18 protein-coding genes and 1 pseudogene are annotated in these 21,639 nt (G+C 69.6%); 17 read left to right on the top strand and 2 right to left on the bottom strand.

The features are described from left to right. Positions 1-342: 342 nt before the first annotated feature. From FFI87_RS32685 to FFI87_RS32660, 6 genes and pseudogenes are all read left to right on the top strand, one after another. Entirely contained in the window at positions 343-795 is a 453-nt protein-coding gene (locus FFI87_RS32685; RefSeq protein ID WP_006755571.1) for a phosphate-starvation-inducible protein PsiE, read from the top strand. 163 nt (positions 796-958) lie between these two features. Continuing rightward, on the top strand, positions 959-1,414 hold the full coding sequence (locus tag FFI87_RS32680; protein ID WP_138850551.1) for a DUF1269 domain-containing protein: 456 nt from the start codon (positions 959-961) through the stop codon (positions 1,412-1,414). Between the two features lie 528 nt (positions 1,415-1,942). After that, positions 1,943-3,367 carry a PLP-dependent aminotransferase family protein gene (locus FFI87_RS32675; RefSeq protein ID WP_138850550.1) on the top strand — a complete coding sequence of 475 codons (1,425 nt, stop codon included), beginning with the start codon at positions 1,943-1,945 and terminating at the stop codon, positions 3,365-3,367. 294 nt (positions 3,368-3,661) lie between these two features. Further along, positions 3,662-5,200, top strand: a complete 1,539-nt coding sequence (locus tag FFI87_RS32670) for an FAD-dependent oxidoreductase (protein WP_138850549.1) — start codon at positions 3,662-3,664, stop codon at positions 5,198-5,200. 7 nt (positions 5,201-5,207) lie between these two features. Continuing rightward, a pseudogene (locus tag FFI87_RS32665) lies at positions 5,208-5,714 on the top strand (glutathione-dependent formaldehyde dehydrogenase); the annotation flags it as partial. A gap of 28 nt (positions 5,715-5,742) precedes the next feature. Beyond that, positions 5,743-6,075, top strand: a complete 333-nt coding sequence (locus FFI87_RS32660; protein WP_006755198.1) for a ferredoxin — start codon at positions 5,743-5,745, stop codon at positions 6,073-6,075. A gap of 76 nt (positions 6,076-6,151) precedes the next feature. Here the strand turns inward: FFI87_RS32660 and FFI87_RS32655 are convergent, their stop codons facing one another. Next, positions 6,152-7,738, bottom strand: a complete 1,587-nt coding sequence (locus FFI87_RS32655) for an ATP-binding protein (RefSeq protein WP_138850548.1) — start codon at positions 7,736-7,738, stop codon at positions 6,152-6,154. 293 nt (positions 7,739-8,031) lie between these two features. Between FFI87_RS32655 and FFI87_RS32650 the strand changes: the two genes are divergently transcribed. From FFI87_RS32650 to FFI87_RS32600, 11 genes are all read left to right on the top strand, one after another. Further along, positions 8,032-8,397, top strand: a complete 366-nt coding sequence (locus FFI87_RS32650; protein WP_138850547.1) for a chemotaxis protein — start codon at positions 8,032-8,034, stop codon at positions 8,395-8,397. Between the two features lie 275 nt (positions 8,398-8,672). Beyond that, positions 8,673-9,530: a BON domain-containing protein gene (locus tag FFI87_RS32645; protein ID WP_138850546.1), complete on the top strand. Its 858-nt coding sequence runs from the start codon at positions 8,673-8,675 to the stop codon at positions 9,528-9,530. A gap of 47 nt (positions 9,531-9,577) precedes the next feature. Next, positions 9,578-12,388 carry an ABC transporter transmembrane domain-containing protein gene (locus tag FFI87_RS32640; RefSeq protein ID WP_409995125.1) on the top strand — a complete coding sequence of 937 codons (2,811 nt, stop codon included), beginning with the start codon at positions 9,578-9,580 and terminating at the stop codon, positions 12,386-12,388. Then, complete coding sequence (locus FFI87_RS32635) at positions 12,330-12,857, top strand: hypothetical protein (protein WP_105787588.1); 528 nt, start codon at positions 12,330-12,332, stop codon at positions 12,855-12,857. The genes FFI87_RS32640 and FFI87_RS32635 overlap by 59 nt, the downstream gene beginning before the upstream one ends. A 187-nt stretch (positions 12,858-13,044) precedes the next feature. Next, positions 13,045-13,794 (top strand): SDR family oxidoreductase, encoded by a 750-nt coding sequence (locus FFI87_RS32630; protein ID WP_138850545.1) that lies wholly within the window; start codon positions 13,045-13,047, stop codon positions 13,792-13,794. Further along, positions 13,785-14,396 (top strand): D-glycero-alpha-D-manno-heptose-1,7-bisphosphate 7-phosphatase, encoded by a 612-nt coding sequence (locus FFI87_RS32625; RefSeq protein WP_138850544.1) that lies wholly within the window; start codon positions 13,785-13,787, stop codon positions 14,394-14,396. Before FFI87_RS32630 ends, FFI87_RS32625 begins: the two co-directional genes overlap by 10 nt. Further along, on the top strand, positions 14,393-15,595 hold the full coding sequence (locus FFI87_RS32620; RefSeq protein WP_138850543.1) for a glycosyltransferase family 9 protein: 1,203 nt from the start codon (positions 14,393-14,395) through the stop codon (positions 15,593-15,595). The genes FFI87_RS32625 and FFI87_RS32620 overlap by 4 nt, the downstream gene beginning before the upstream one ends. A 3-nt stretch (positions 15,596-15,598) precedes the next feature. Next, positions 15,599-17,344, top strand: coding sequence for a carbamoyltransferase (locus tag FFI87_RS32615; protein ID WP_138850542.1), 1,746 nt, complete (start codon positions 15,599-15,601; stop codon positions 17,342-17,344). Then, the gene (locus tag FFI87_RS32610; RefSeq protein ID WP_138850541.1) at positions 17,341-18,342 is read left to right on the top strand and encodes a glycosyltransferase family 2 protein; all 1,002 of its coding nucleotides are present in this window, start codon (positions 17,341-17,343) and stop codon (positions 18,340-18,342) included. The genes FFI87_RS32615 and FFI87_RS32610 overlap by 4 nt, the downstream gene beginning before the upstream one ends. Continuing rightward, positions 18,339-19,415, top strand: coding sequence for a glycosyltransferase family 9 protein (locus FFI87_RS32605; protein ID WP_138850540.1), 1,077 nt, complete (start codon positions 18,339-18,341; stop codon positions 19,413-19,415). Before FFI87_RS32610 ends, FFI87_RS32605 begins: the two co-directional genes overlap by 4 nt. Further along, the gene (locus FFI87_RS32600; protein WP_012372698.1) at positions 19,405-20,355 is read left to right on the top strand and encodes a glycosyltransferase; all 951 of its coding nucleotides are present in this window, start codon (positions 19,405-19,407) and stop codon (positions 20,353-20,355) included. Before FFI87_RS32605 ends, FFI87_RS32600 begins: the two co-directional genes overlap by 11 nt. Before the next feature lie 49 nt (positions 20,356-20,404). On the opposite strand, the gene FFI87_RS32595 is transcribed toward FFI87_RS32600, so the two are convergent. After that, complete coding sequence (locus tag FFI87_RS32595; RefSeq protein WP_138850539.1) at positions 20,405-21,481, bottom strand: sigma-54 interaction domain-containing protein; 1,077 nt, start codon at positions 21,479-21,481, stop codon at positions 20,405-20,407. Positions 21,482-21,639: the final 158 nt, after the last annotated feature.

Here is a 21,639-nt window from a genome sequence, read left to right as displayed (position 1 = left end):
CGCGTTCGCCCGGCGCGTGACCTCGCCGCACCGCGTAACGTCGTCGAGCCTGCAATCTAGCAGCTTCGGCGGGTCTTTGGAACACGTATCGACGATCTGTCATTCGAATCGGTTGATCGGCGTTCGATTTTGCAACGCATGCGTGCAGCTGTACTCCTGAAGCGCGCGCCGCTGTGCTCTTGAGCGGGCGCGACGCGTGCAGTAGATTGGTTCGCTCCACCTGCCGACGAGGATCACCATGACGAACCTGCTGGAAGCGATGCGAAATTTTGTCGCGGGGGTCGAGCACGGCGTCGATGGAGCGTCGGGCACCGCACCTGCTTCGTTGCAGGGGTCATCGCGTTGAACACGTCCACTGCCTCCGCCGATACGGCCGCCGAGCGCATCCGCCGCCGCTTCGGCCACTTCCTCCATGCGGCCGAGCTGGCCGGCCTGATCGTGATCGGTCTGGCGACCGCGTTCGCGATGACGCAGGAAGCGTGGAAGGTCGTGCTCGCGGGCGAGGTGTCGCTCACCGACCTGCTGCTGATGTTCCTGTATCTGGAGGTGCTCGCGATGAACGTGCGCTATCTGCGGCTCGGCCGGCTGCCGGTGCGCTTTCCGTTGTTCATCGCGATGACGTCGCTCGCGCGCGACCTGATCCTGCGCGGCGCGACCGACGGCCCGGAGCGGATGCTGATGACCACGTTCGGGATCGTGCTGCTCGCGGTGGGCGTGCTGATCCTGAGCTTCGGCCAGCATCGCTTTCCGGCGGAAGTCGACGATGTCGAGGAGGACGCGCATACGCGCCGGTAACGTGCGGCCCGCGCCGCTCGTGCCGCGCGTGTTCGCGATGCAGCGGCAGGCGCGCGTATCGCACCCGCGGATCCGGGCACGCAATGCGCGGCCGGTCCGACCCATCCGCGGATGGCCGTCGACTGACGGCGTTCGCGTCGCTCATCAACCCGGGAGGTGTCGCATGACCAAGCAACTGATCGTCGCCGTGTTCGGCAGCGTCGAGACGGCCCGTCAGGCCGCGAACGATTTCGAGGCGCTGTCGGAGAAACATGAAGGATTTCACGTCGACAACGGCGTCGTCGTCGAAAAGGATGCGAACGGCAAGCTCGCCGTGCTCGACGCCGAGTCGCGGCCGTTCAAGGGCGGCGTGATCGGCGCGATCGCGGGCGGGCTGCTTGGGATGCTCGCCGGGCCGCTCGGCGCGATCGCCGGCATGGCGGCCGGCGCGGGGGCCGGCATCGTCGCGGACGCAGCCGGCAATGCGCTGCTCGACGGGCAGTTCGTCGAATCGGTCGCGACGCGGCTCGCACCGGGCAGCGTCGCGGTCATCGTCGAGGCGGACGAGGCGACGCCGTTTTCGGTCGACAACATCGTGACGGGATTCGGCGGGAAGGTCGTGCGGCACGTTATCGGCTAGGCGCGGCTTGCGGCGTTAGAACCGCATGAAGGCCTGCGTTCGGCCCAGCGCGGATCGCGTCGACGGCACCTGCGCGTTCGAGCGACACCGCGCATCGTGACGCACGAACCGGCGCGTGCGCGGGACCTGGACGATCAGCAATACCGAGCGTCGGTGCGCACGATGTCCCGGTCGAGCGCGCATCGCCATTGGAATCGTGCCGCGCCGTTTCGCGTCACGACCGCATGTGCGCGGCGGTATCGATCACACGACACGCGGCTGCGTGCCACGGTCTTCCCATCTGTTCACCACACCCGCGCGATTTGACGTTTGGCCGCCAAACTGTCACTTACATTCGCCGAATTGACGCAGTAGGATGCCGATCCTCGTCATGATGGATTTCGCATTGCTACCCGCCTTCAATTTCGGTAACGGCCGACGCTCGCACCAGGACGCCCGCCAGCGGGCACGGCTATCCGGCTTCGCGCATCGGCGCGGCACGCGCGCACACGCGTCGCGGGCCGGTTCACCGCTGGCGGGGCGAGGCGGATGAAGCTCTACGAGAAATTCGCGAACGACATAGAGAGGCTCATCCGGCAACGCGTGTATCGACATGGCGATCGTGTGCCGTCGGTGCGGCAGGCGAGCCAGCAGCATCGGATCAGCATCACGACCGTGCTGCATGCATATCTGCTGCTCGAAAGCCGCGGGTTGCTGGAAAGCCGGCCGCAATCCGGCTACTTCGTGAACCTGCGCCGCGACGACAACCACGCGCCGGTGCGCGAGCTGCGGCCGTCGAAGCCGATCGCGATCTCGTCGTCGGTCGACATGAGCCGGCTCGTGCTGTCGACACTGCGCGCGATCGGCACCGACGACGCGGTGCCGCTCGGTTCGCCGTATCCGGACCCGAGCCTGTTTCCGTTCGAGAAGCTGAACCGCTATGCGTATGCCGCCGGCCGCGACAAGTCGCTGTGGGGCGTGACGGACGGGCTGCCGCCCGGCCATCCGCGGCTGATCCGGCAAATCGCGCGACGCTATCTGGAAAACGGGATGTCGGTCGATCCGAACGAGATCATCGTGACGGTCGGCGCGACGGAGGCGATCAATCTGTGCCTGCAGGCAGTCGCGAAACCGGGCGACACGATCGCGGTGGAGTCGCCGACGTTCTACGCGATGCTGCACGCGATCGAGCGGATGGGGATGAAGGCGATCGAGGTTGCGACGCACCCGGAATACGGGATCGACATCGCGGCGCTGGCGGCCATTGCAAAGTCGCAGCCGATCGCCGCGTGCATGGTGATGCCGAACTTCCAGAACCCGCTCGGCTTCCAGATGCCCGACGAGCGCAAGCGTGAACTGGTTGAATACGCAACGAAAGCCGACATGCCGATCATCGAGAACGGCGTGTACAACGAATTGTATTTCGGCAACGCACACCCGAGCGCGCTGAAGGCGTTCGACCGCACCGGGATCGTGCTGCATTGCGCATCGTTCTCGAAGAGCCTGACGGCCGCCTACCGGATCGGCTGGGCGTTGCCGGGCCGCTATCGCGAACAGGTCGAGAAGCTGAAGTTCCTGAACACGCTGGCGACACCGTCGCTGCCGCAGCTCGCGATCGCCGAGTTTCTCGAGCGCGACGGTTACGAGCATCACCTGCGGCGGCTTCGCAAGGCGTATGCGCAGCAGGCGAACCTGATGCGCGCGATGGTGTCGCGGTTCTTCCCGGAAGGCACGCGCATCTCGAGCCCGGCGGGCGGGTACGTGCTGTGGGTCGAGCTGCCGGCGCAGGTCGATGCGATGCGCCTGTACCAGCTCGCGCTGGAGCAGGGCATCACGATCGGGCCCGGCTACATGTTCTCGATCGCGGACACTTACCGCAATTTCATCCGGCTGAACTACAGCAGCCCGTGGTCGCCGGAGATCGAGCGAGCGATCGTCACGGTCGGCAAGCTCGCGGCGGCCTGCATGGATTGACGGCGCGGCGGCGTAGCGCGCGCGAAGTCACCGCGGGTCACGGCCCACATCGCCATTACGTCCCTCCGCGTGACGGGATAAAGAAGGGTGTGGCATGCGAATTGCGCGCGTCGCTGCACCCGCGCATGCGCTTCCGACGTGTTGCGCCGCAACGTGGATGCCGTTGTACGCCGGTCGTGAATCGCATACGAGCTACATTCCGCGTTTGCATGCGCTGCGGGGTCGTCCGTCCCTGTTCTTTTCAGGAAGGACGCCGATAATGGGACCGTTACCCCACATTCCGGGAGTCATGCCATGTCCGCAAGTGACGCTTCGTCTTCACGTCCCGATCTCGCGCAGGGCATCGCGCTCGACGACATCGCCGACGGCGCGATGATCGAAGGCCGGGTCGGCGACGCAACGGTGCTGCTGGTGCGCCGCGCCGACGAACTGTTTGCCGTGGCCGGGCAATGCCCGCACTACGGCGCGCCGCTGGCCGACGGGCTGCTCGTCGGCGACACGATCCGCTGCCCGTGGCATCACGCGGCGTTCTGTTTGCGCACCGGCGCAATGCTGCGCGCGCCGGCGCTCGACGGCCTGACGTGCTGGCGCGTCGAGCGTCGCGATGGGCGCGCGGTCGTGCTCGATGCACAGCCTGCCGCGTCGCCGCCCGCGCTGAAAGCGGCCGGGCTGCCCGAATCTGTGGTGATCGTCGGCGGCGGCGCGGCCGCGATCGCGGCGGCCGTGACGCTGCGGCAGGAAGGCTATCCGCACGCGATCACGCTGCTGAGCGCGGACAGCGAGCCGCCGTACGACCGGCCGAACCTGTCGAAGGATTATCTGGCCGGCACGGCCGAAGCCGACTGGCTGCCGCTGCGCGGTGCGTCGTTCTATACCGAGCAGCGCATCGACGTGCGCTGCGGCACGCGTGTCGCGCGGATCGATCCCGCAGGGCACGCGGTCGAACTCGCGGACGGCAGCCGCGTCGGCTACGGCGCGCTGCTGCTCGCGACGGGCGCCGAGCCGAACCGGCTGACCGTGCCGGGCGCCGATCTGCCGCACGTGCGTGTGCTGCGCTCGCGCGCCGATTGCGATGCACTGATTGGCACGCTGAAGAATGCGCAACGCTGCGTCGTGGTCGGCGCGAGCTTCATCGGGCTCGAGGCGGCCGCCGCGCTGCGCACGCGCGGGCTCGTCGTGCAGGTGGTCGCGCCCGATGCGCATCCGATGGCGCGCGTGCTCGGCGACGCGCTCGGCGACACGCTTCGCGCGCTGCACGAGTCGCACGGCGTGACGTTCCATCTCGGCGTGACGCCCGCGCAGATCACGCCGGATGGCGTGACGCTGTCGAACGGCGACGTGCTGCCGGCCGACGTCGTGGTGGTCGGCATCGGCGTGCGTCCGGACGTGACGCTCGCGCAGGATGCGGGGCTGGCCGTCGATCGCGGCGTGACGGTCGACCGTTTCCTGCAGACGAGCGCACCGGACATCTACGCGGCCGGCGACATCGCCCGCTGGCCCGATCCGTTGACGGGCGAGCGCATTCGCGTCGAGCACTGGGTCGTCGCGGAGCGGCAGGGCATCGCCGCGGCGCGCAACATGCTCGGCCAGCAGCGGCCGTTCGACGCGGTGCCGTTCTTCTGGAGCCAGCACTACGATCTGACTGTCCGCTATGTGGGACATGCGGAGCAATGGGACCGCGTCGAGATCGACGGCGACCTGCGCGCGCACGACGGCTCGGTGACGTACTGGCGCGGCGACAAGCGGCTCGCGGTCGCGACGATCGGCCGCGATCTCGACTGTCTGAAGGCGGAAGAGGCGCTCGAGCAGCAGGGCGCTGTGAAGTCGCGCTGATCGTTGCCCGGTCGACACGGTACTGCGCCTGGCCGGCGGGATCGGCGTCGATCGCGTGATCGACGCGGTGGGCGTCGACGCGATGCGCGCGACGCACGGGCCGGCCGCGGCCGATCGCGACGCGGCGCGCGCATTCGATGCGGAAGTCGACGCCGTCGCGCCGCGCCGCAAGCCGGACGGCCGCTACTGGACGCCGGGCGACGGGCCGTCGCAGGTGCTGCAATGGGCGGTGCGCGCGGTCGCGAAGGCCGGCACGGTCGCGGTGATCGGCGTGTATCCGCCGCAGGCGCGCGTGTTTCCGATCGGCGAGGCGATGAACCGGAACCTCACGATCAAGATGGGCAATTGCAATCACCGGACCATCACGCCGCACCTGATCGAACTGGTGCGCAGCGGCGCGTTCGACCCTGTGTCGGTGCTCACGCGCTGGGAGCCGCTGACGAACGCGATCGACGCGTACCGCGCGTTCGACGTACGCGAGCCCGGCTGGATGAAAGTGAAGCTGACGCCATGACGATCCAACTGGAACGAGGAGCACTGCGATGAGCGAAACGAATACTCGCTACGACAACTGCATGGCCGCGTGCGACGCGTGCGCGCACGCCTGTGACGCGTGCATGGCCGCGTGCCTGGCGGAGCCCGACGCACACAAGCTGGCCGACTGCATCGCGCTGGACATCGAATGCGCGCAGCTGTGCCGCTTCGCGTCGGGCGTGATGGCGCGCGGCAGCGTGGTCGCGCCGCGCGTGTGTGCGCTGTGCGCGCAGGTATGCGAGCTGTGCGCGGTCGAATGCCTGCGGCATCTGCACGAACATTGCCGGCGCTGCGCGCTGGCGTGCGACGCGTGCGCCGCGATGTGCCGCGCGATGGCTTGAGTGCGGGCCTACACGCGGGCCTGCGTAAGGGCTCGAGTGAAGGCGTGAGCGCTGGTGTGAGCGATCGCGCACACGGTCATGGCGTGCCATGCACCGTGCGCGCGACACGCTGCAGCAGCGCGTCGAGCACCGCCATCTCGACCGGTTTCACGAGGTGATCGTCGAAGCCCTCGCGCGCCGTGCGCGCGAGATCCGAGGAGCTGGCATGACCGGACAGCGCGACACAGATCATGCGGCCGGGCGTGTCGATCGCGCGCAGTTCGTGCAGCAGCGTGTAGCCGTCGACGTCGGGCATCGACAGGTCGATGAGCATCAGGTGCGGAACGGCTTCGCGCGCGAGCGCCAGCGCGTCGCTCGCGTTGTACGCGACGCGCGGCACGTGCCCCTTCAGCTGCAGCAGCACGGCGAGCGTGTCGGCCGAATCGCGGTTGTCGTCGACGACGACGATGTTCAGCGGCGCGGCGGCCGGCTTCCCGGCGCGCGGCGCCGGCGCTTCCGCCCGTGCCGTTTCCACGTGGTGCTCGACGGGCAACCGTACCGTGAACGTCGCGCCGTGGCCAGGGCCCGCGCTTTCGGCGGAGATCCTGCCGCCATGCAGTTCGATGAACGACCGGCAGATCGCGAGGCCCAGCCCGAAGCCGTCGGACGGGCGCCGGCCCGGCACGCCGTCCTGGTCGAACAGGTCGAAGATCGTCTCGAGCGAACCCGCCGCGATGCCGACGCCATGATCGGTCACGCGAATCGCGACGGTCGCACCCTCGCGGGCGGCGGCGACGTCGATGCGCGCGCCGGGCGGCGAGAACTTGGACGCGTTGTCGAGCAGGTTGTGCAGCACCTGCACGAGCCGCGCGGCGTCGCCACGCACCACCACCGGCTCTGGCGGAAGTTCGACGCGAAGATGCTGCTGGCGCGCGGCCAGTTTCGGCTGGATGCTCTCCACGCCGCGGCACACGACGTCGCGCACCGTCACCGGCGCGTTGTCGAGCTCGACCTTGCCGGCCGTGATGCGCCCGACGTCGAGCAGATCGTCGACTAGCCGCGTCAGCTGTCCGACCTGACGGTGCACCGCATCGCGGCATTGCGCGAGCATCGGCGCCGGATCGGGCAGCGTTTGCAGCACGCTGACGGAGTGGCGCAGCGGCGCGAGATGATTGCGCAGTTCGTGCGCGAGCATCGCGATGAACACGCTGAGCCGGTGCGTCGACATTTCCAGTTCGGCGAGCCGCTTGCGCTCGGTCATGTCGCGCGTGATCTTGATGAAGCCGGCCAGCTGGCCCCCACGATCGCGCACGGCCGTGATCGTCACGCTGGCCCAGAACAGCGAACCGTCCTTGCGCACGCGCCAGCCTTCGTCCTCGAAACGGCCGTGCACGCTCGCTTCGCGGAGCCCGAGCGCGGGCCGGCCCGCGGCGATCGCGTCGGGCGGATAGAAGCGCGAGAAATGGTGGCCGATGATCTCGGTGGTGCGATAGCCCTTGATGCGCTCCGCGCCCGCGTTCCAGGTCGCGACGTTGCCTTGCGGATCGAGCATGAACACCGCGTAATCGGTGATCGCACCGACGACGGTTTCGAAGCGGAACTCGGCGAAGCGATGCAGCAGATCGCGTGCATCGGCGGGGCCGAGCGGCGGAGGTAATTCGGAAATGGCGTCGTCTTTGTTCATCGAACCTAGGTCAAATGAGGGCGGCTTCGGGCCAACCCGGCCGCGCCTGGCGGGGCCGGCAGCGGCAATTCGAACCGGATTGAGTCGCTCGAAAGCATACGGGAACCCGATTCACCTGATCAATGGGTGCGCATAGTGCATGCCGCGTGTGGGATGACGCGGCCGAAACGGCTGCCGGCCGCCCGATCGCCGCAGACGCGGCATGCCGATTGCGTCGTGGTCCGACCGGCGCTACACGGGCGCATCGGGCACGCAGACGGTCCTGCGGCCCGGCGGAACACGAGGACATCGACATGAACAGTACACTGAATCCCGATAACGAGCCGGTCGGCCCGGACGACGGGAACGCGTCGCGCGGCCGCGATGGCCGCGCGCTGGGCCCGAGCGACTCGTCCGACAGCGGTAGCGACACGGCCGGCGCGCGGCGCCATCCGTTCGACATCGATTCGCCGCTCGACGAGCACGCGCTGGAGCGCGGCGACGCGGCGCTCGACAGCGATACGGACCGGGCGGGCACCGGCGAGCGCGCGTCGGCGGACGGCGATGCGGGGCTCGAGGACGCCGCGGATATCGAGCCGGACCGCACGGAACGATTCGACGAGGCCGGTGGCCTTGAGGACCCGGACGAGCCGACAGGCCCGGGCACCGGTGGCGCATAGGGCCCGATACGGAGCCGTTCCGCGCAAAAACTGCAATCGCGTTGCAGATAGGGGCGGCAGCCGGCGCCGGTTGCTGGCGTTCGACCGGAGACCGCCCAAGAACACGGAGAAGCCGCGCGCGGTGTAAACCGACGAGCCGCGGCGAGTCGCCCACCGGCCTCGACGTGTCGATCGCCGCCGGCGACCGCGGCACGCGATTTGCAAGCGATCGAACCACGCGCGCCGCGCTGCGGCATGGAGCCGTGCGCGGCACTGGGGCGCGCAAGGAGGACACGATGCAACGACGATATCCGGGACGGCAAGCCGAACGCAGCGGGCCGCCCGACTGGCAGGAACGCGGCGAACGTGCGTACCGGGGCGGCGAGCGCGACTTTCGCGGCGACGAAACCCGGCGGCACGACGCCGACTATGAATCCGCATACCGGCGCTTCGCGAGCGAGAACGTCGGCCCGGAAGACTGGGGCAGCGAATGGAGCGAACGCTCGGCGCGCACGTCGGCCGAGCGGCGTCCGGGCGATGTCGGCGACTGGCGCGACGCGCCGGGCGGGTCGCGCGATCCGGAGTGGGAAGCCGAGCGCGGCTACGGCAACCGCGGTCGTCGCATGGAAGGCGGCGAGGGCCGCGAAGGTCGCGAAGGCCGGTATGGTGGCGATCAGCCGGGGTTCCGCGAGCATTACCGGATGGGCGGGTACGGCGGCGAGCGCGACCATGATCCGCGCGATCCACGCGATCCGCGCCGTACCGATGCGCAACGCGAAGCCATGCGCCAGCGCCGTGGCCCGAAAGGCTATACACGCTCGGACGAGCGCATTCGCGAGGACGTGTGCGAGCGGCTTGCGCACGCGCTCGACATCGACGTGAGCGACGTGTCCGTGCAAGTGCGCGACGGCCGCGTCGAACTGGACGGAACCGTGCCGTCGCGCTGGATGAAGCACGACATCGAGGACATCGCCGACGGCTGCATGTGCGTGCGCGACGTCGAGAACCGCGTGCGGGTGCGCCGCGACGATGACGAACACCAACCGGGCACGGTGCTGCATCCGTCCCAACGCACCGTCACGCCGACGCAGCCCGCCGTGCGCGACCCCGAACCGGGCAGCGGCACCGGCCGCGACCGCGAATCGCACCATTGACGGCCGATGCTCGGGACGACCCGACCACGGACCCAGGCATCGCGCGCATGACGGCCGGCACCGACGAGCTGACGCGCGACGGCCGCGACCCGCGCGGCAACGGCGCGCGCCCTGACCGCCACGGCGATTCCCGCGACAGTCGCGAGCGCGACACACGCGGGTTGCGCATGCGCATCGCGCTCGAGCTGTGGCGCGCGATCCGCCATTACCGCACGCGCGTGTTCGCCGCGATCGTGCTGCTGGTGCTCGCGAAGGCGGCGGCCGTATCGGTGCCGCTGCTGCTGAAGGATATCGTCGACGGGTTCGGTCGCGCGACCGGCCAGCCGATCGCGCTGCCGGTGCTGCTGCTGTTCGCGTATGCGGTCGTGCGCTTCGCGGCGAACGCGCTGAACGAAGTGCGCGACATGACCTTCGTGCAGGTCACGCAGCACACGGTCGCGTCGTTTACCGTGCGCACGTTCGGCCACCTGCACCGGCTCGGCGCGCGCTTTCATTCGCAGCGCGAGACGGGCATGGTCGTGCGCGATCTCGAGAAAGGCACGGCCGGCATCGCGTACCTGCTCGGCGTCGCGGTGTTCACGATCGTGCCGACCGCGATCGAGATCGGCTCGGTGCTGGTGATCGTGATCAGCAAGTACGGCGGCGGCTTCACCGCGATCATCCTCGTCACGTTCGCCGTCTACGCGGCGTACACGACCGTGTTCACCCGCCGGCGGACGCGCTACCAGCGCCGCGTGAACGCGCTCGAGGCCGAATCGAACTCGCGCGTGGTCGACAGCCTGCTCAACGTCGATACCGTCAAGTACTTCGCGCGCGAGGATGTCGAGCGCAGCCGGCTCGAACGCGTGCTCGACGATTGGCGCGAGGCCGGTGTCGAGAACCAGTACGCGCTGTCGACGCTGCACATCGGGCAGAGCGCATGCATCGGCGCGGGCATCGCTGCGGTGATGCTGCTCGCCGGCCAGTATGTCGCGCGCGGCACGATGACGGTCGGCGACCTCGTGCTGATCAACGCATACATCATCCAGATCAGCCTGCCGCTGAACGCGCTCGGCTTCGTGTTCCGCGAGGCGAACGATGCGATGACCAATATCGAACGCCTGTTCGGGCTGCTCGATGCGCGCGGCCAGCCGGGCGAGGACGGCGACGCGCCGGGCGCGCAGCCGCTCGCGGTGCGCGGCGGCGCGATCGAGTTCGAGCATGTCGACTTCAGCTACGAGCCGAGCCGGCAGATTCTGTGGGATGTATCGTTTCGCATCGAGCCCGGGCAGTTGGTCGCGGTGGTCGGCGGCAGCGGCTCGGGGAAGTCGACGCTCGCGCGGCTGCTGTTCCGGCTCTACCAGCCCGACGCCGGCACGATCCGGATCGACGGCCAGGACCTGCGGCTCGTGACCGAGCGCAGCCTGCGCGATGCGCTCGGCATCGTTCCGCAGGACACGATCCTGTTCAACGACACGCTGGCCTACAACATCGCGTACGGCAAGCGCGACGCGACGCGCGGCGACGTGATCGCGGCCGCGCGCGGCGCGCAGCTCGACACGTTCATCGAACGGCTGCCCGATGCGTACGACACGCGGGTCGGCGAGCGCGGCGTGCGGCTGTCGGGCGGCGAGCGGCAGCGCGTCGCGATCGCGCGCGCGCTGCTGAAGGCGCCGCCGATCGTCGTGTTCGACGAGGCGACGTCGGCGCTCGACACGCGCTCCGAACGCGCAATCCAGCAGGAACTGATGCGGGTCGCGCGGCACCGCACGAGCCTCATCATCGCGCACCGGCTGTCGACGATCGTCGACGCCGACCGGATCCTCGTGATGGAGCACGGCCGGCCCGTCGAGCAGGGCAGGCACGACGAACTGCTGGCGAGCGACGGCGTGTATGCGCAGATGTGGTCGCTGCAGGCGAAGCAGCGCGAGCTGGAGCGCACCGAGGCGAAATTCGCGCGGCAGCCGGTGCGGATCAATCCGCTCGTCGCGCACGTGCTCGACTCGCTGGCGGAGGCGGCCGCCCGGCGCGGCGTGCCGGTATTTCGCGAACTGTCGAACGAGGATCTCGTCGTGAAGGCCGATCCGGCCGCGCTGCGCCGCTTCGTGTGGGAGCTGTGCCGCGGCGGGATCGACGCGAGCGGCGGCGGCCAGGTCGAGGTGCGCACCGCGCGCCACGACCCGGAAGCGCGCATCACGATCACGTGCGCGGGCGTCGAGGCGCCGGAGTTGTCGCTGCTCGATCTCGAACGGCTGCAGGACACGATTGAGGATGCCGGCGGCTACGTCGTGCGCGAGCGCGACGACCACGGCGTGACGTTGCACCTGTCGCTACCGATGTGCGCGGTGGCGCCGGCATCGCTACAGGCGGCCGGTGCCGGCGCAACCGTGCCGGCGAAACCGCTCGACGGCGTGCGCATCGCATGCGTCGACGATCACGACGAGGCGCGCGAGGCGCTCACCGCGCTGCTGAAGTTTGCCGGTGCGGACGCGCGCGCGTTCGCGTCCGGACAGGCGCTGCTCGACGAACTGTGGCACGCGCGCCGCGCGGACTGGCCGGCGCTGCTCGTCTGCGACATCGACCTCGGCGACGACGAGGAAGACGGCTACACGGTGATGCGCCGGGTCCGCCAGCTCGATGCCGAACGCCCGCGCGACGGCCGCGCGCCGCTCGAGGCGCTCGCGTTGTCCGGCCATGCGCGCGAACGCGACCGCACCCGCGCGGTCGAAGCGGGTTTCCATGCATACCTGACCAAGCCCGCCGCAGCGGACGACCTGATCGCGGCGCTGCGCGCGCTCGCGTTTTCCTCCGGAGAACTCCATGCCGAACCTTCTGAATCCGACGCCCCCAGAAACCCTGACCCAGCGCCGCGGCGGTAGCGCGTTCGCCGATCGCCAGGCCGCGGTCGCGGCCGTCGAGCTGCTGCTGCCGACGTTGTCGGCCGCGTTGCAGAGCGACTTCGTCGGCGACAGCGGCTGTCTGCACATCGTGATCATGGATCCGGCGCTCGGGCCGCGCGACGCCGCATTCGAGGACGCCATCCTCTACGAGTTCTCGCTGCCCGACCCGAAGGACTGGGACGCCGACTATCGCGCCTACGCACGCGCGAAGGCGCGACTGTCGTGGGAAACCGGCCGCGACGGCCACGTCGTGCAGGCGCTGGAGCCGTACCGGCTGCGCGCGGGCGACACGAACCTGTGGGGCGGTGTCGCGCAGCACGGGATCGTGGTCGGCGTGTCGGGCGCGCAACCGTGGTTCGACGAGGCGTTCGCGGGCTGCATCGCGCACTGCCTGCGCGCGCTCGCGAAGCACCGCGCGCAGGCGACGCCGGACGCGCTCGCGATCTGAGCCCGGGCGCGCGGGCACGTTTTTACAGCCCGTTATAAAAAGGCCAGCGACCGCGCGCCGCCCCGCGACACGGCACGGGCGCGCGCGCATGGGCATGCTTCTCGCTGTACCCCTGTACCGACGCTTGTCGCGACAAGTGTCACGGCCACGATTCTGACGATTCTTCGGACGCATACAGGAGGTGCATGTGAACGCGACTCACGATCCCGCCCGCCAATCTCTTGCCGGACGCACCGCGCTCGTGACGGGCGGCGGCCGCGGCCTCGGCGAGGCCATCTGCGAGGAGCTGGCGCAACATGGCGCGCACGTGATCGTCGCCGATCTCGACGGCGACCGCGCGGCGGCCGTCGCGCAACGACTCGAGCGGCATGGCGGCCAGGCGATCGGACGGCCGCTCGACGTGCGCGACGAAGCGTCGGTGCTGCAGGTGGTGCACGACGCGCGCGAGGCGCTCGGCGATCTCGACGTGATCGTCAACAACGCGGCGATCGACGTGACCGCGCCGATCGACGACGTCAGCGTTGCAGCGTGGCAGCAGGTGATGATGACAAACCTGTTCGGCCCGTACCTGATGTGCCACGCGGCCGTGCCGATGATGAAGGCGCGCGGCAGCGGCCATATCGTCAACATCGCGTCGACGGCATCGAAGCGCGCCTGGCCGAATGCATCCGCGTATCACGCGACGAAGTGGGGGCTGCTCGGGCTGTCGCATGCGCTGCATGCGGAGTTGCGGCCGGCCGGCGTGAGCGTGTCGGCGATCGTCGCGGGCGGAATGCGCACGCCGTTCCTGCTCGACCGCTTCCCCGACATCGACGAGGACACGCTGCAGCCGCCGGAGCACGTCGCGGCCGCCGTGCGGTTCGTGCTGACGCAGCCGCCCGGCACCGTCGTGCCGGAGCTGATGGTGCTGCCGATGAAGGAGACGTCATGGCCCTGAAGCGCGAACGGCGGCTGCCGGGCGCCGTGCTGCTCGACAAGGACGGCACGCTGCTCGAGAACGTGCCGTACAACGTCGATCCCGCGCGGATGAAACTCGCGCCGGGCGCGGCGCGCGCGCTGCGCACGCTCGGCGAGACCGGCATGCCGATCGCGGTCGTGTCGAACCAGCCGGGCGTCGCGCTCGGCCGCTTTACCGAACGTGAGCTTGGCGCGGTCCGCCAGCGTCTCGCCGAACTGTTCGAAGCGAACGGCGCGGTGCTGGCGGACTTTTTTTACTGCCCGCATCACCCGGCGGGCAGCGTGCCGCGCTACACCTGCGACTGCATCTGCCGCAAGCCGCGCCCCGGCATGGTGCGCCGCGCGCTCGCGACGCTCGGCGCGGTCGCCGAATGGAGCTGGATGATCGGCGACATCCTCGATGACGTCGAGGCCGGGCGCGCCGCACGCTGCGGCACGATCCTGGTCGACTGCGGCAACGAGACCGAATGGCGGATCGATGCCACGCGCACGCCGCTCCACGTGGTCACCCGTCTCGACCTCGCCGCCGACATCGTCGTGCGCGAGGCCGTGCGCCGTCACGGCTCGTGGGTGCGGCGATGAGCGCGGCGTGGGATCGTGCACGCCAGATCCTGTGCGTGCGGCTCGACAGCCTCGGCGACGTGCTGATGACGACGCCCGCGCTGCGCGCGCTGAAGGAGAGCGGCCACGGCCGCCGGCTCACGCTGCTGACTTCGCGCACCGGCGCCGCGCTCGCGCAGCATCTGCCGATGGTCGACGACGTGTGGACGTATGACGCGCCCTGGGTCAAGCATCCGGACGCGCGCGGCGATCCGGTCGTCGATCTCGACATGATCGACCGGCTGCTGGCCGGCCACTTCGACGCGGCCGTGATCTTCACCGTGTACAGCCAGAGCCCGCTGCCGGCCGCGATGATGTGCTGGCTCGCGGGCATCCCGCTGCGGCTCGCGCATTGTCGCGAGAATCCGTATGAACTATTGACCGACCGCGTGCCGGAACCCGAGCCGGAATCGTTCGTGCGCCACGAGGTCGCGCGCCAGCTCGCGCTGGTGCGCTCGATCGGCGCGAAGACGTCCGACTGGCGGATGGCGTTCGAGCCCGGCGACGCGGCGCGCCACGCGCTGCACGCACGCCTGCGTGCCGCGCTGGAGCGCATCGGCGGGCCGCGCCGGCCGGGCTCGGCACGCGCGCGCTGGCTCGTCGTGCATCCCGGCGCGAGCGCGGCGTCGCGGCGCTGGCCGGCGGAGCGTTTCGGCGCCGCGGCCGCGCGGCTCGCGCGGCTGTTCGACGGGATCGCGGTGACGGGCAGCGCCGACGAGCGGCCGCTCGTCGAGGCCGTGTGCGAACGCGCGGGGCCGCGCGCGGTGCCGCTCGCCGGCGCGCTGCCGCTCGGCGAGCTCGGCGCGCTGATCGAGACGGCCGACCTGCTGCTGTCGAACAACAGCGGCCCCGTGCATCTCGCGGCCGCGCTCGGCACGCCGGTCGTCGACCTGTACGCACTGACCAACCCACAGCACACGCCGTGGCGTGTGCCGCATCGCGCGTTGAACGTCGATGTGCCGTGTCGCAACTGCTATCGCAGCGCATGCAACCAGCCGGGGCATCCGTGCCTGCTCGGCGTGAGCGTCGACGACGTCGTCGCGGCGACGCACGCGCTGCTGCGCGGCAGCGAGCGCCATACACAACGCGCGGCCGCGCGCGCCGCCGTACGCGGCGTCGAGCCGGTCGCCGCGAACGCATCGAACGTGATTCCCTTCGCGCACGTCATCACCAGGAGCTGACGCATGCCCGACTCCACTTACACGCTCGGCATCAACGCCGCGTTTCACGACAGCGCCGCGTGCCTCGTGCGCGACGGCGTCGTGCTCGCCGCCGCCGAGGAGGAACGCTTCACGCACGTGAAGCACGCGAAGCGGCCGGTGCCGTTTTCGACGTGGGAGCTGCCGTATCACGCGATCGACTACTGTCTCGCGGAAGCCGATATCACCCTGGCCGAGGTCGACCATGTCGCGTATTCGTACGATCCTTGGCTCGAACTCGACCGGCACGGCAACACGCCCGAGCTGACGCTGCCGCTGGCGCCGTCCGCGCACGCGCCGCGTGCCGATGGCGCGTCGCCCTGGCATCCGCTGTTCCTGTCGTCGATCGTGAACGCGCCGCGCCAGCTCGCGGGCGGCGCGCCGCATCACCTGCAGCGGCGCTTTCGCGGCGTCGCGCACGACGGCCCGTTCCGCTGGCACTTCATCGAGCACCATCTCGCGCACGAGGCAAGCGCGTTTCTCGCGGCGCCGTACGACCACTGCGCGGTGATGACGCTCGACGGGCGCGGCGAACGCGCGACGACGAGCTACGGCGTGTTCGACGGCCAGGCTTACCGGCGGCTCGGGCAGATCAACCTGCCGCACTCGCTCGGCCTGCTGTACGAGCACGTGACGCGCTACCTCGGCTTCCTGCATTCGTCCGACGAGTACAAGGTGATGGCGCTCGCGTCGTACGGCAAGCCGGTGCTCGCCGACGAGATGCGCAAGCTGGTGAGCTACAACGGCGAAGGCCGCTACGAGGTCGTCGAGGCGGATCTGGCCGCGCGATTCGGCGCGCCGCGCGAGCGTGGCGGCCCGATCGAGCCGCATCACTGCGACATCGCCCACGCGCTGCAGGTGGTGCTCGAGGAAACGGTGTTGCAGGCGGTCGACTGGCTGGCCGCCGAGAGCGGCGAGAAGCAGCTCGCGATGGCGGGCGGCGTCGCGCTGAACTGCGTGATGAACGCGAAGATCCGCGATCGCGGGCCGTTCGACGACGTGTGGGTGCAGCCGGCCGCCGGCGACGCGGGCACCGCGCTCGGCGCCGCGTTGTGGACCGACTTCCGGATGCGCGGGATGCGCGGCGAATGGCGGATGGACCATGCGTATCTCGGACCGTCGTACAGCGACGAAGCGATCGAGGCGTTCCTGAAGGAGGCGCAGTTGCCGTACCGCCGGCTGGCCGACGTCGCCGCGCAGACGGCCGCGCTGCTCGCGGCGAACCGCGTGATCGGCTGGTTCCAGGGCCGCATGGAGTTCGGGCCGCGCGCGCTCGGCGCCCGTTCCATCCTCGCGTCGCCGATCGATCCGGACATGCAGCGCAAGCTGAACCGGATCAAGGATCGCGAGGACTTCCGGCCGGTCGCGCCGGTCGTGCTCGAAAGTCGTGCGCATCAGTGGTTCATCGGCGGGCGACGCACGCCGATGCGCGCGCCGTTCATGCTGTTCGTGTACGACGTCGCGCCCGGTGCGGAAGCGAAGATTCCGGCGGTGCGCCACATCGACGGCACCGCGCGCGTGCAGACCGTCGACGAAGCGCAGCATCCGCTGCTGCACGCGCTGTTGTCCGAGTTCGACGCGCTCACCGGCGTGCCGGTGCTCGTCAACACGTCGTTCAACACGCGCGGCGAGCCGATCGTCTGTTCGCCGCGCGACGCGATCGAATGCTTCTGGACGTCGCCGCTCGACGCGCTCGTGATCGGTTCGTTCCTGCTGGAGAAGCCGAGATGAACATGCGCGCCACGCAACTGCCGCCGGTCGTGTCGGTCGTCGTACCGACCTACCGGCGGCCCGACCTGCTCGAGCGCTGCCTCGACGCGCTGTGCGTGCAGGTGTTCGATCCGACGACCTACGAGATCGTCGTCGTCGACGACGACCCGGCCGGCAGCGCGCGGGCCGTCGTCGACGCGTGCCGTACCCGCGTGGCCGACGTGCCGGTGATCCGCTACATGACCGCGCCCGATACACAGGGGCCGGCCGGCGCGCGCAACGTCGGCTGGCGCAGCGCGCGCGGCGCGCTGATCGCGTTCACCGACGACGACACGATTCCCGATCCGACCTGGCTGCGCCACGGCGCGGCCGCGCTGCAGGCCGAGCCGTCGGCGGCAGCAGCGGCCGGGCGCATCGACGTGCCGCTGCGGCCGCGCCCGACCGACTACGAACGCGACGCGGCCGGCCTCGCGCACGCGGAATTCGCGACCGCGAACTGCTTCGTGCGGCGCGCAGCGCTCGAACGCGTCGGCGGTTTCGACGAACGCTTCACGCGCGCGTGGCGCGAGGACGCGGACCTGATGTTCGCGCTGCGCGAGCATGCGGGGCCGATCGTCGAGGCCGACGCCGCGCGGATCGTGCATCCGGTGCGCCCCGCGCGCTGGGGCGCGAGCATCGGCCAGCAGTCGAAGGTGTATTTCGACGCGCTGCTGTACAAGAAGCATCGCGCGACCTACCGGCGTCATATCCGGCCGATGCCGCCGTGGAACTACTACGCGGCCGTGCTGTTCGCACTCGGCGCGATGGGCTGTTTCGCGGCCGGCTGGCGCACGGCGGGCATCGCGTGCGCGCTCGCTTGGGGGGTGATTACCGCCGCGTTCTGCGCGAAGCGGCTGCGCGGCACGCGGCTCACGCCGTCGCATGTCGCCGAGATGATCGTCACGTCGATCGCGATTCCGCCGGTGTCGCTGTACTGGCGCATGCGCGGCGCGTTTCACTTCCGGGTGTTCTTCCTATGAGTTTCGATTCCGCTTCATCGTCCGGCCCGAGCCGCATCGCGGTATTTCGCGCGCTGCAGCTCGGCGACATGCTGTGCGCGGTGCCGGCGCTGCGCGCGCTGCGGCGCGGCGAGCCGGATGCGCGCATCACGCTGATCGGGCTGCCGTGGGCGCGCGAATTCGCGTCGCGCTTCTCCGACTACATCGACAACTTCATCGCGTTTCCGGGCGCGCCGGGCCTCGGCGAGCAGCCGGAAGCCGACGCAGCCGCGCGCGAGGCGTTCGTCGCGGAATGCCGTGCGCGCGACTTCGATCTCGCGATCCAGCTGCACGGCAGCGGCGCGCAGACCAACGCGATCGTCGCTTCGCTCGGCGCGACGCGCACCGCCGGCTTCGTGCCGCCCGACGGCGGCGCGACCGCGCTCGACTGCCAGGTTCCCTGGCGTGACGGCGAGCCCGAGGTCACGCACTGCCTGTCGCTGACGCGCAAGCTCGGCTATCCGGACTGGGGCGACTACCTCGAATTCCCGCTCGGCGGGCTCGACTACGCGCTCTGGCATGTGCTGTGCGAAGAACACGCGCTCGATCCGGGCCGCTACGTGATCGTCCATCCGGGCGCGCGGATGGCGTCGCGGCGCTGGCCGGTCGAGCGTTTCGCGAACGCCGCGCGGCAGCTCGCGGCCGACGGCTGGCAGATCGTGCTGACCGGCACGCGCGCGGAAATCGCGCTGGCCGCCGCATTCGCCGAGCACCTCGGGCGGCCGTGCGTGAATCTGTGCGGGCGCACGCCGCTCGGCGCGCTGGCCGCGCTGATCGGTCGCGCGCGGCTGCTGCTGTGCAACGACACGGGCGTGTCGCATGTCGCGGCGGCGCTCGGCACGCCGAGCATCGTCGTCGCCTGCGGCAGCGATACGGCGCGCTGGGCGCCGCTCGATGCCGACCGTCATCGCGTGATCGCGAACTACCCGGCTTGCCGGCCGTGCATGTTCGACACCTGCCCGTACGGGCACGAATGCGCGAATGCGATCGGCGTCGACGACGTGATGGAACGGGCGGGCGAACTGCTCGCGGAGGAGAGACGTCATGTCACGTAAGCGGTTGCGCGTGCTCACCTGGCACGTGCATGGCAACTATCTGTATTACCTGTCGCAGGCGCCGCACGATTTCTACCTCGTGACGAAGCCGCAGCATCCGCCCGGCTATGCGGGTCGGGTCGGGCATCTGCCGTGGGGCGACAATGTGCACGAGGTGAGCGTCGAATGCGTGCGCGACACCGAGTTCGACTGCGTGCTGTACCAGCATCACCGGCACTACGAGCAAGACCGGCTGCGATTGCTGAGCGACGCGCAGCGGGCGTTGCCCGCGCTGTTCGTCGAGCACGATCCGCCGCGCGAGCATCCGACCGACACGCTGCATCCGGTGCAGGATCCGAACATGTTGCTGGTGCACGTGACGCCGTTCAACGCGCTGATGTGGGACAACGGTGTCACGCCGACGCGCGTGATCGAGCATGGCGTGCTGCTGCCCGACGGCATCGAGTATCGCGGCACGCTGCCCAAGGGCGTGACGGTCGTGAACAACCTCGCGCGGCGCGGGCGGCGGCTCGGCGCGGACCTGTTCGAGGTCGTGCGCCACAGCGTGCCGCTCGATCTGGTCGGGATGGGCTCGACCGACCTCGGCGGCATCGGGGAAGTGCCGAATCCGGCGCTGCCGCAGTTCCTGTCGCACTACCGGTTCTTCTTCAATCCGATCCGCTACACGAGCCTCGGGCTCGCGGTGATCGAGGCGATGATGATCGGGCTGCCGATCGTCGCGCTCGCGACGACCGAGATGGCGCAGCTCGTGAAGAGCGGTTCGAATGGTGTCGCCGATACGCGGCCCGACGTGCTGATCGATGCGATGCGCATGCTGATCCGCGATCCGGAACTCGCGCGCGAGTGGGGCGCGGCGGCGAAGCGCGACGCGTGCGAGCGGTTCGGTATCGAGCGCTTCGCGCGCGACTGGGACAACGCATTGCGCGACGTCGCGTCGTAGAGTGAACGGGGCCCTGATCGACGCGATGCAGCCCGTGAAGCGGGCGCGCTTAGGCGTTCGACGGGCTGGCCGGCGAGGGCGCGCTCGCGGCGCTGGTGGTGGTGCTGCTGCTGCCGCTCGTGCCGGTGGCGCTACTCGCGCCCGACGTCGACGCGGCGGTGCCGTTCGTCGCGTTGCGCTCGTGTTCGGGCAGCAGCGCGAGGCGGTTGTACAGCGTCTTCAGGCTGATGCCGAGCGCCTTCGCGGTGCGCGGCTTGTCGCCGTTGAAATGACGCAGCGACGCGACGATGAAACGCTGCTGCGTATGCGCGAGTGTCGTGCCGATATGCAGCGTCATCGCGTTGTGACGCACTTCCTCGCGCGGCGGCAGCCGGCGCGGCAGCTGCAGTTCGATCTGGTCGTCCGCGAGGATGAACGCACGCTCCAGCGCGTTGCGCAACTCGCGCACGTTGCCGGGCCACGTGTACGCGCGCAGCGCCTTCATCGCCTGCATCGACAGGCGCTTGCGCGTGCGGTGCCGCGCGTTCAGCCGCTCGACGATCTGCAGCGCGATGTCGCCGACGTCGTCCTCGCGCTGCCGCAGCGCGGGCACGTGCAGCGCGATCGTCGCGATCCGGTAGAACAGGTCCTCGCGCAGCCGGCCGCTGCGCACGGCCTCGACCGGATCGTGATGGGTGGCCGCGACGATCCGCACGTCGAGCGGAATCGCCTCGTGGCCGCCGACCCGCACGATCGTGTTCGATTCGAGCGTGCGCAGTAGTTTCACCTGCAATTCCGCGGGCATTTCCGCGATTTCGTCGAGAAACAGCGTGCCGCCGCGCGCGGCTTCGAACATGCCCACATGTTGCGCGACGGCGCCGGTGAAGCTGCCTTTTTCATGTCCGAACAAATGGGACTCCGCGATGTCTTTCGGAATCGCCCCGCAGTTGACGGGCACGAACGGGCCGCGCCGGCGCGGGCTCATGTCGTGGATCAGCCGCGCGACGATGTCCTTGCCGGCACCGCTTTCGCCGACCACGAGCACACTCACGCGCGTCGCGGCGACGCGCGAAATTTTCAGCAGCAAGTCCTGGATGGTTCGCGAACGGCCGAACAGCCGCGTGCCGTCATCGTCGGATTTCGACATGGGTGTTATCGCATTGGGAAATTTTGACCGAAGCCGCCGAGACAAGGTGAAAAAATGACGTGGTATACGCCGTTTTTCACGTAGAAAGCATACCTCTTATACGAGAGACCGCAGATTGAATCTGGCAATGCGATCGTCGCGGGCGGATAGATTTATTC

The organism is Burkholderia sp. KBS0801 (assembly GCF_005937855.2).
In the GTDB taxonomy this organism is placed as follows: domain Bacteria; phylum Pseudomonadota; class Gammaproteobacteria; order Burkholderiales; family Burkholderiaceae; genus Burkholderia; species Burkholderia ambifaria.
This window is presented reverse-complemented; position numbering and strand designations above follow the sequence as displayed.

What these genes read in the sequence shown, in the direction of transcription:
- FFI87_RS32680 (WP_138850551.1), top strand. Translation starts at nt 959, where the DNA reads ATGACCAAGCAACTGATCGTCGCCGTGTTCGGCAGCGTCGAGACGGCC.
- FFI87_RS32675 (WP_138850550.1), top strand. Translation starts at nt 1,943, where the DNA reads ATGAAGCTCTACGAGAAATTCGCGAACGACATAGAGAGGCTCATCCGG.
- FFI87_RS32670 (WP_138850549.1), top strand. Translation starts at nt 3,662, where the DNA reads ATGTCCGCAAGTGACGCTTCGTCTTCACGTCCCGATCTCGCGCAGGGC.
- FFI87_RS32660 (WP_006755198.1), top strand. Translation starts at nt 5,743, where the DNA reads ATGAGCGAAACGAATACTCGCTACGACAACTGCATGGCCGCGTGCGAC.
- FFI87_RS32655 (WP_138850548.1), bottom strand. Translation starts at nt 7,738, where the DNA reads ATGAACAAAGACGACGCCATTTCCGAATTACCTCCGCCGCTCGGCCCC.
- FFI87_RS32650 (WP_138850547.1), top strand. Translation starts at nt 8,032, where the DNA reads ATGAACAGTACACTGAATCCCGATAACGAGCCGGTCGGCCCGGACGAC.
- FFI87_RS32645 (WP_138850546.1), top strand. Translation starts at nt 8,673, where the DNA reads ATGCAACGACGATATCCGGGACGGCAAGCCGAACGCAGCGGGCCGCCC.
- FFI87_RS32640 (WP_409995125.1), top strand. Translation starts at nt 9,578, where the DNA reads ATGACGGCCGGCACCGACGAGCTGACGCGCGACGGCCGCGACCCGCGC.
- FFI87_RS32635 (WP_105787588.1), top strand. Translation starts at nt 12,330, where the DNA reads ATGCCGAACCTTCTGAATCCGACGCCCCCAGAAACCCTGACCCAGCGC.
- FFI87_RS32625 (WP_138850544.1), top strand. Translation starts at nt 13,785, where the DNA reads ATGGCCCTGAAGCGCGAACGGCGGCTGCCGGGCGCCGTGCTGCTCGAC.
- FFI87_RS32620 (WP_138850543.1), top strand. Translation starts at nt 14,393, where the DNA reads ATGAGCGCGGCGTGGGATCGTGCACGCCAGATCCTGTGCGTGCGGCTC.
- FFI87_RS32615 (WP_138850542.1), top strand. Translation starts at nt 15,599, where the DNA reads ATGCCCGACTCCACTTACACGCTCGGCATCAACGCCGCGTTTCACGAC.
- FFI87_RS32610 (WP_138850541.1), top strand. Translation starts at nt 17,341, where the DNA reads ATGAACATGCGCGCCACGCAACTGCCGCCGGTCGTGTCGGTCGTCGTA.
- FFI87_RS32605 (WP_138850540.1), top strand. Translation starts at nt 18,339, where the DNA reads ATGAGTTTCGATTCCGCTTCATCGTCCGGCCCGAGCCGCATCGCGGTA.
- FFI87_RS32600 (WP_012372698.1), top strand. Translation starts at nt 19,405, where the DNA reads ATGTCACGTAAGCGGTTGCGCGTGCTCACCTGGCACGTGCATGGCAAC.
- FFI87_RS32595 (WP_138850539.1), bottom strand. Translation starts at nt 21,481, where the DNA reads ATGTCGAAATCCGACGATGACGGCACGCGGCTGTTCGGCCGTTCGCGA.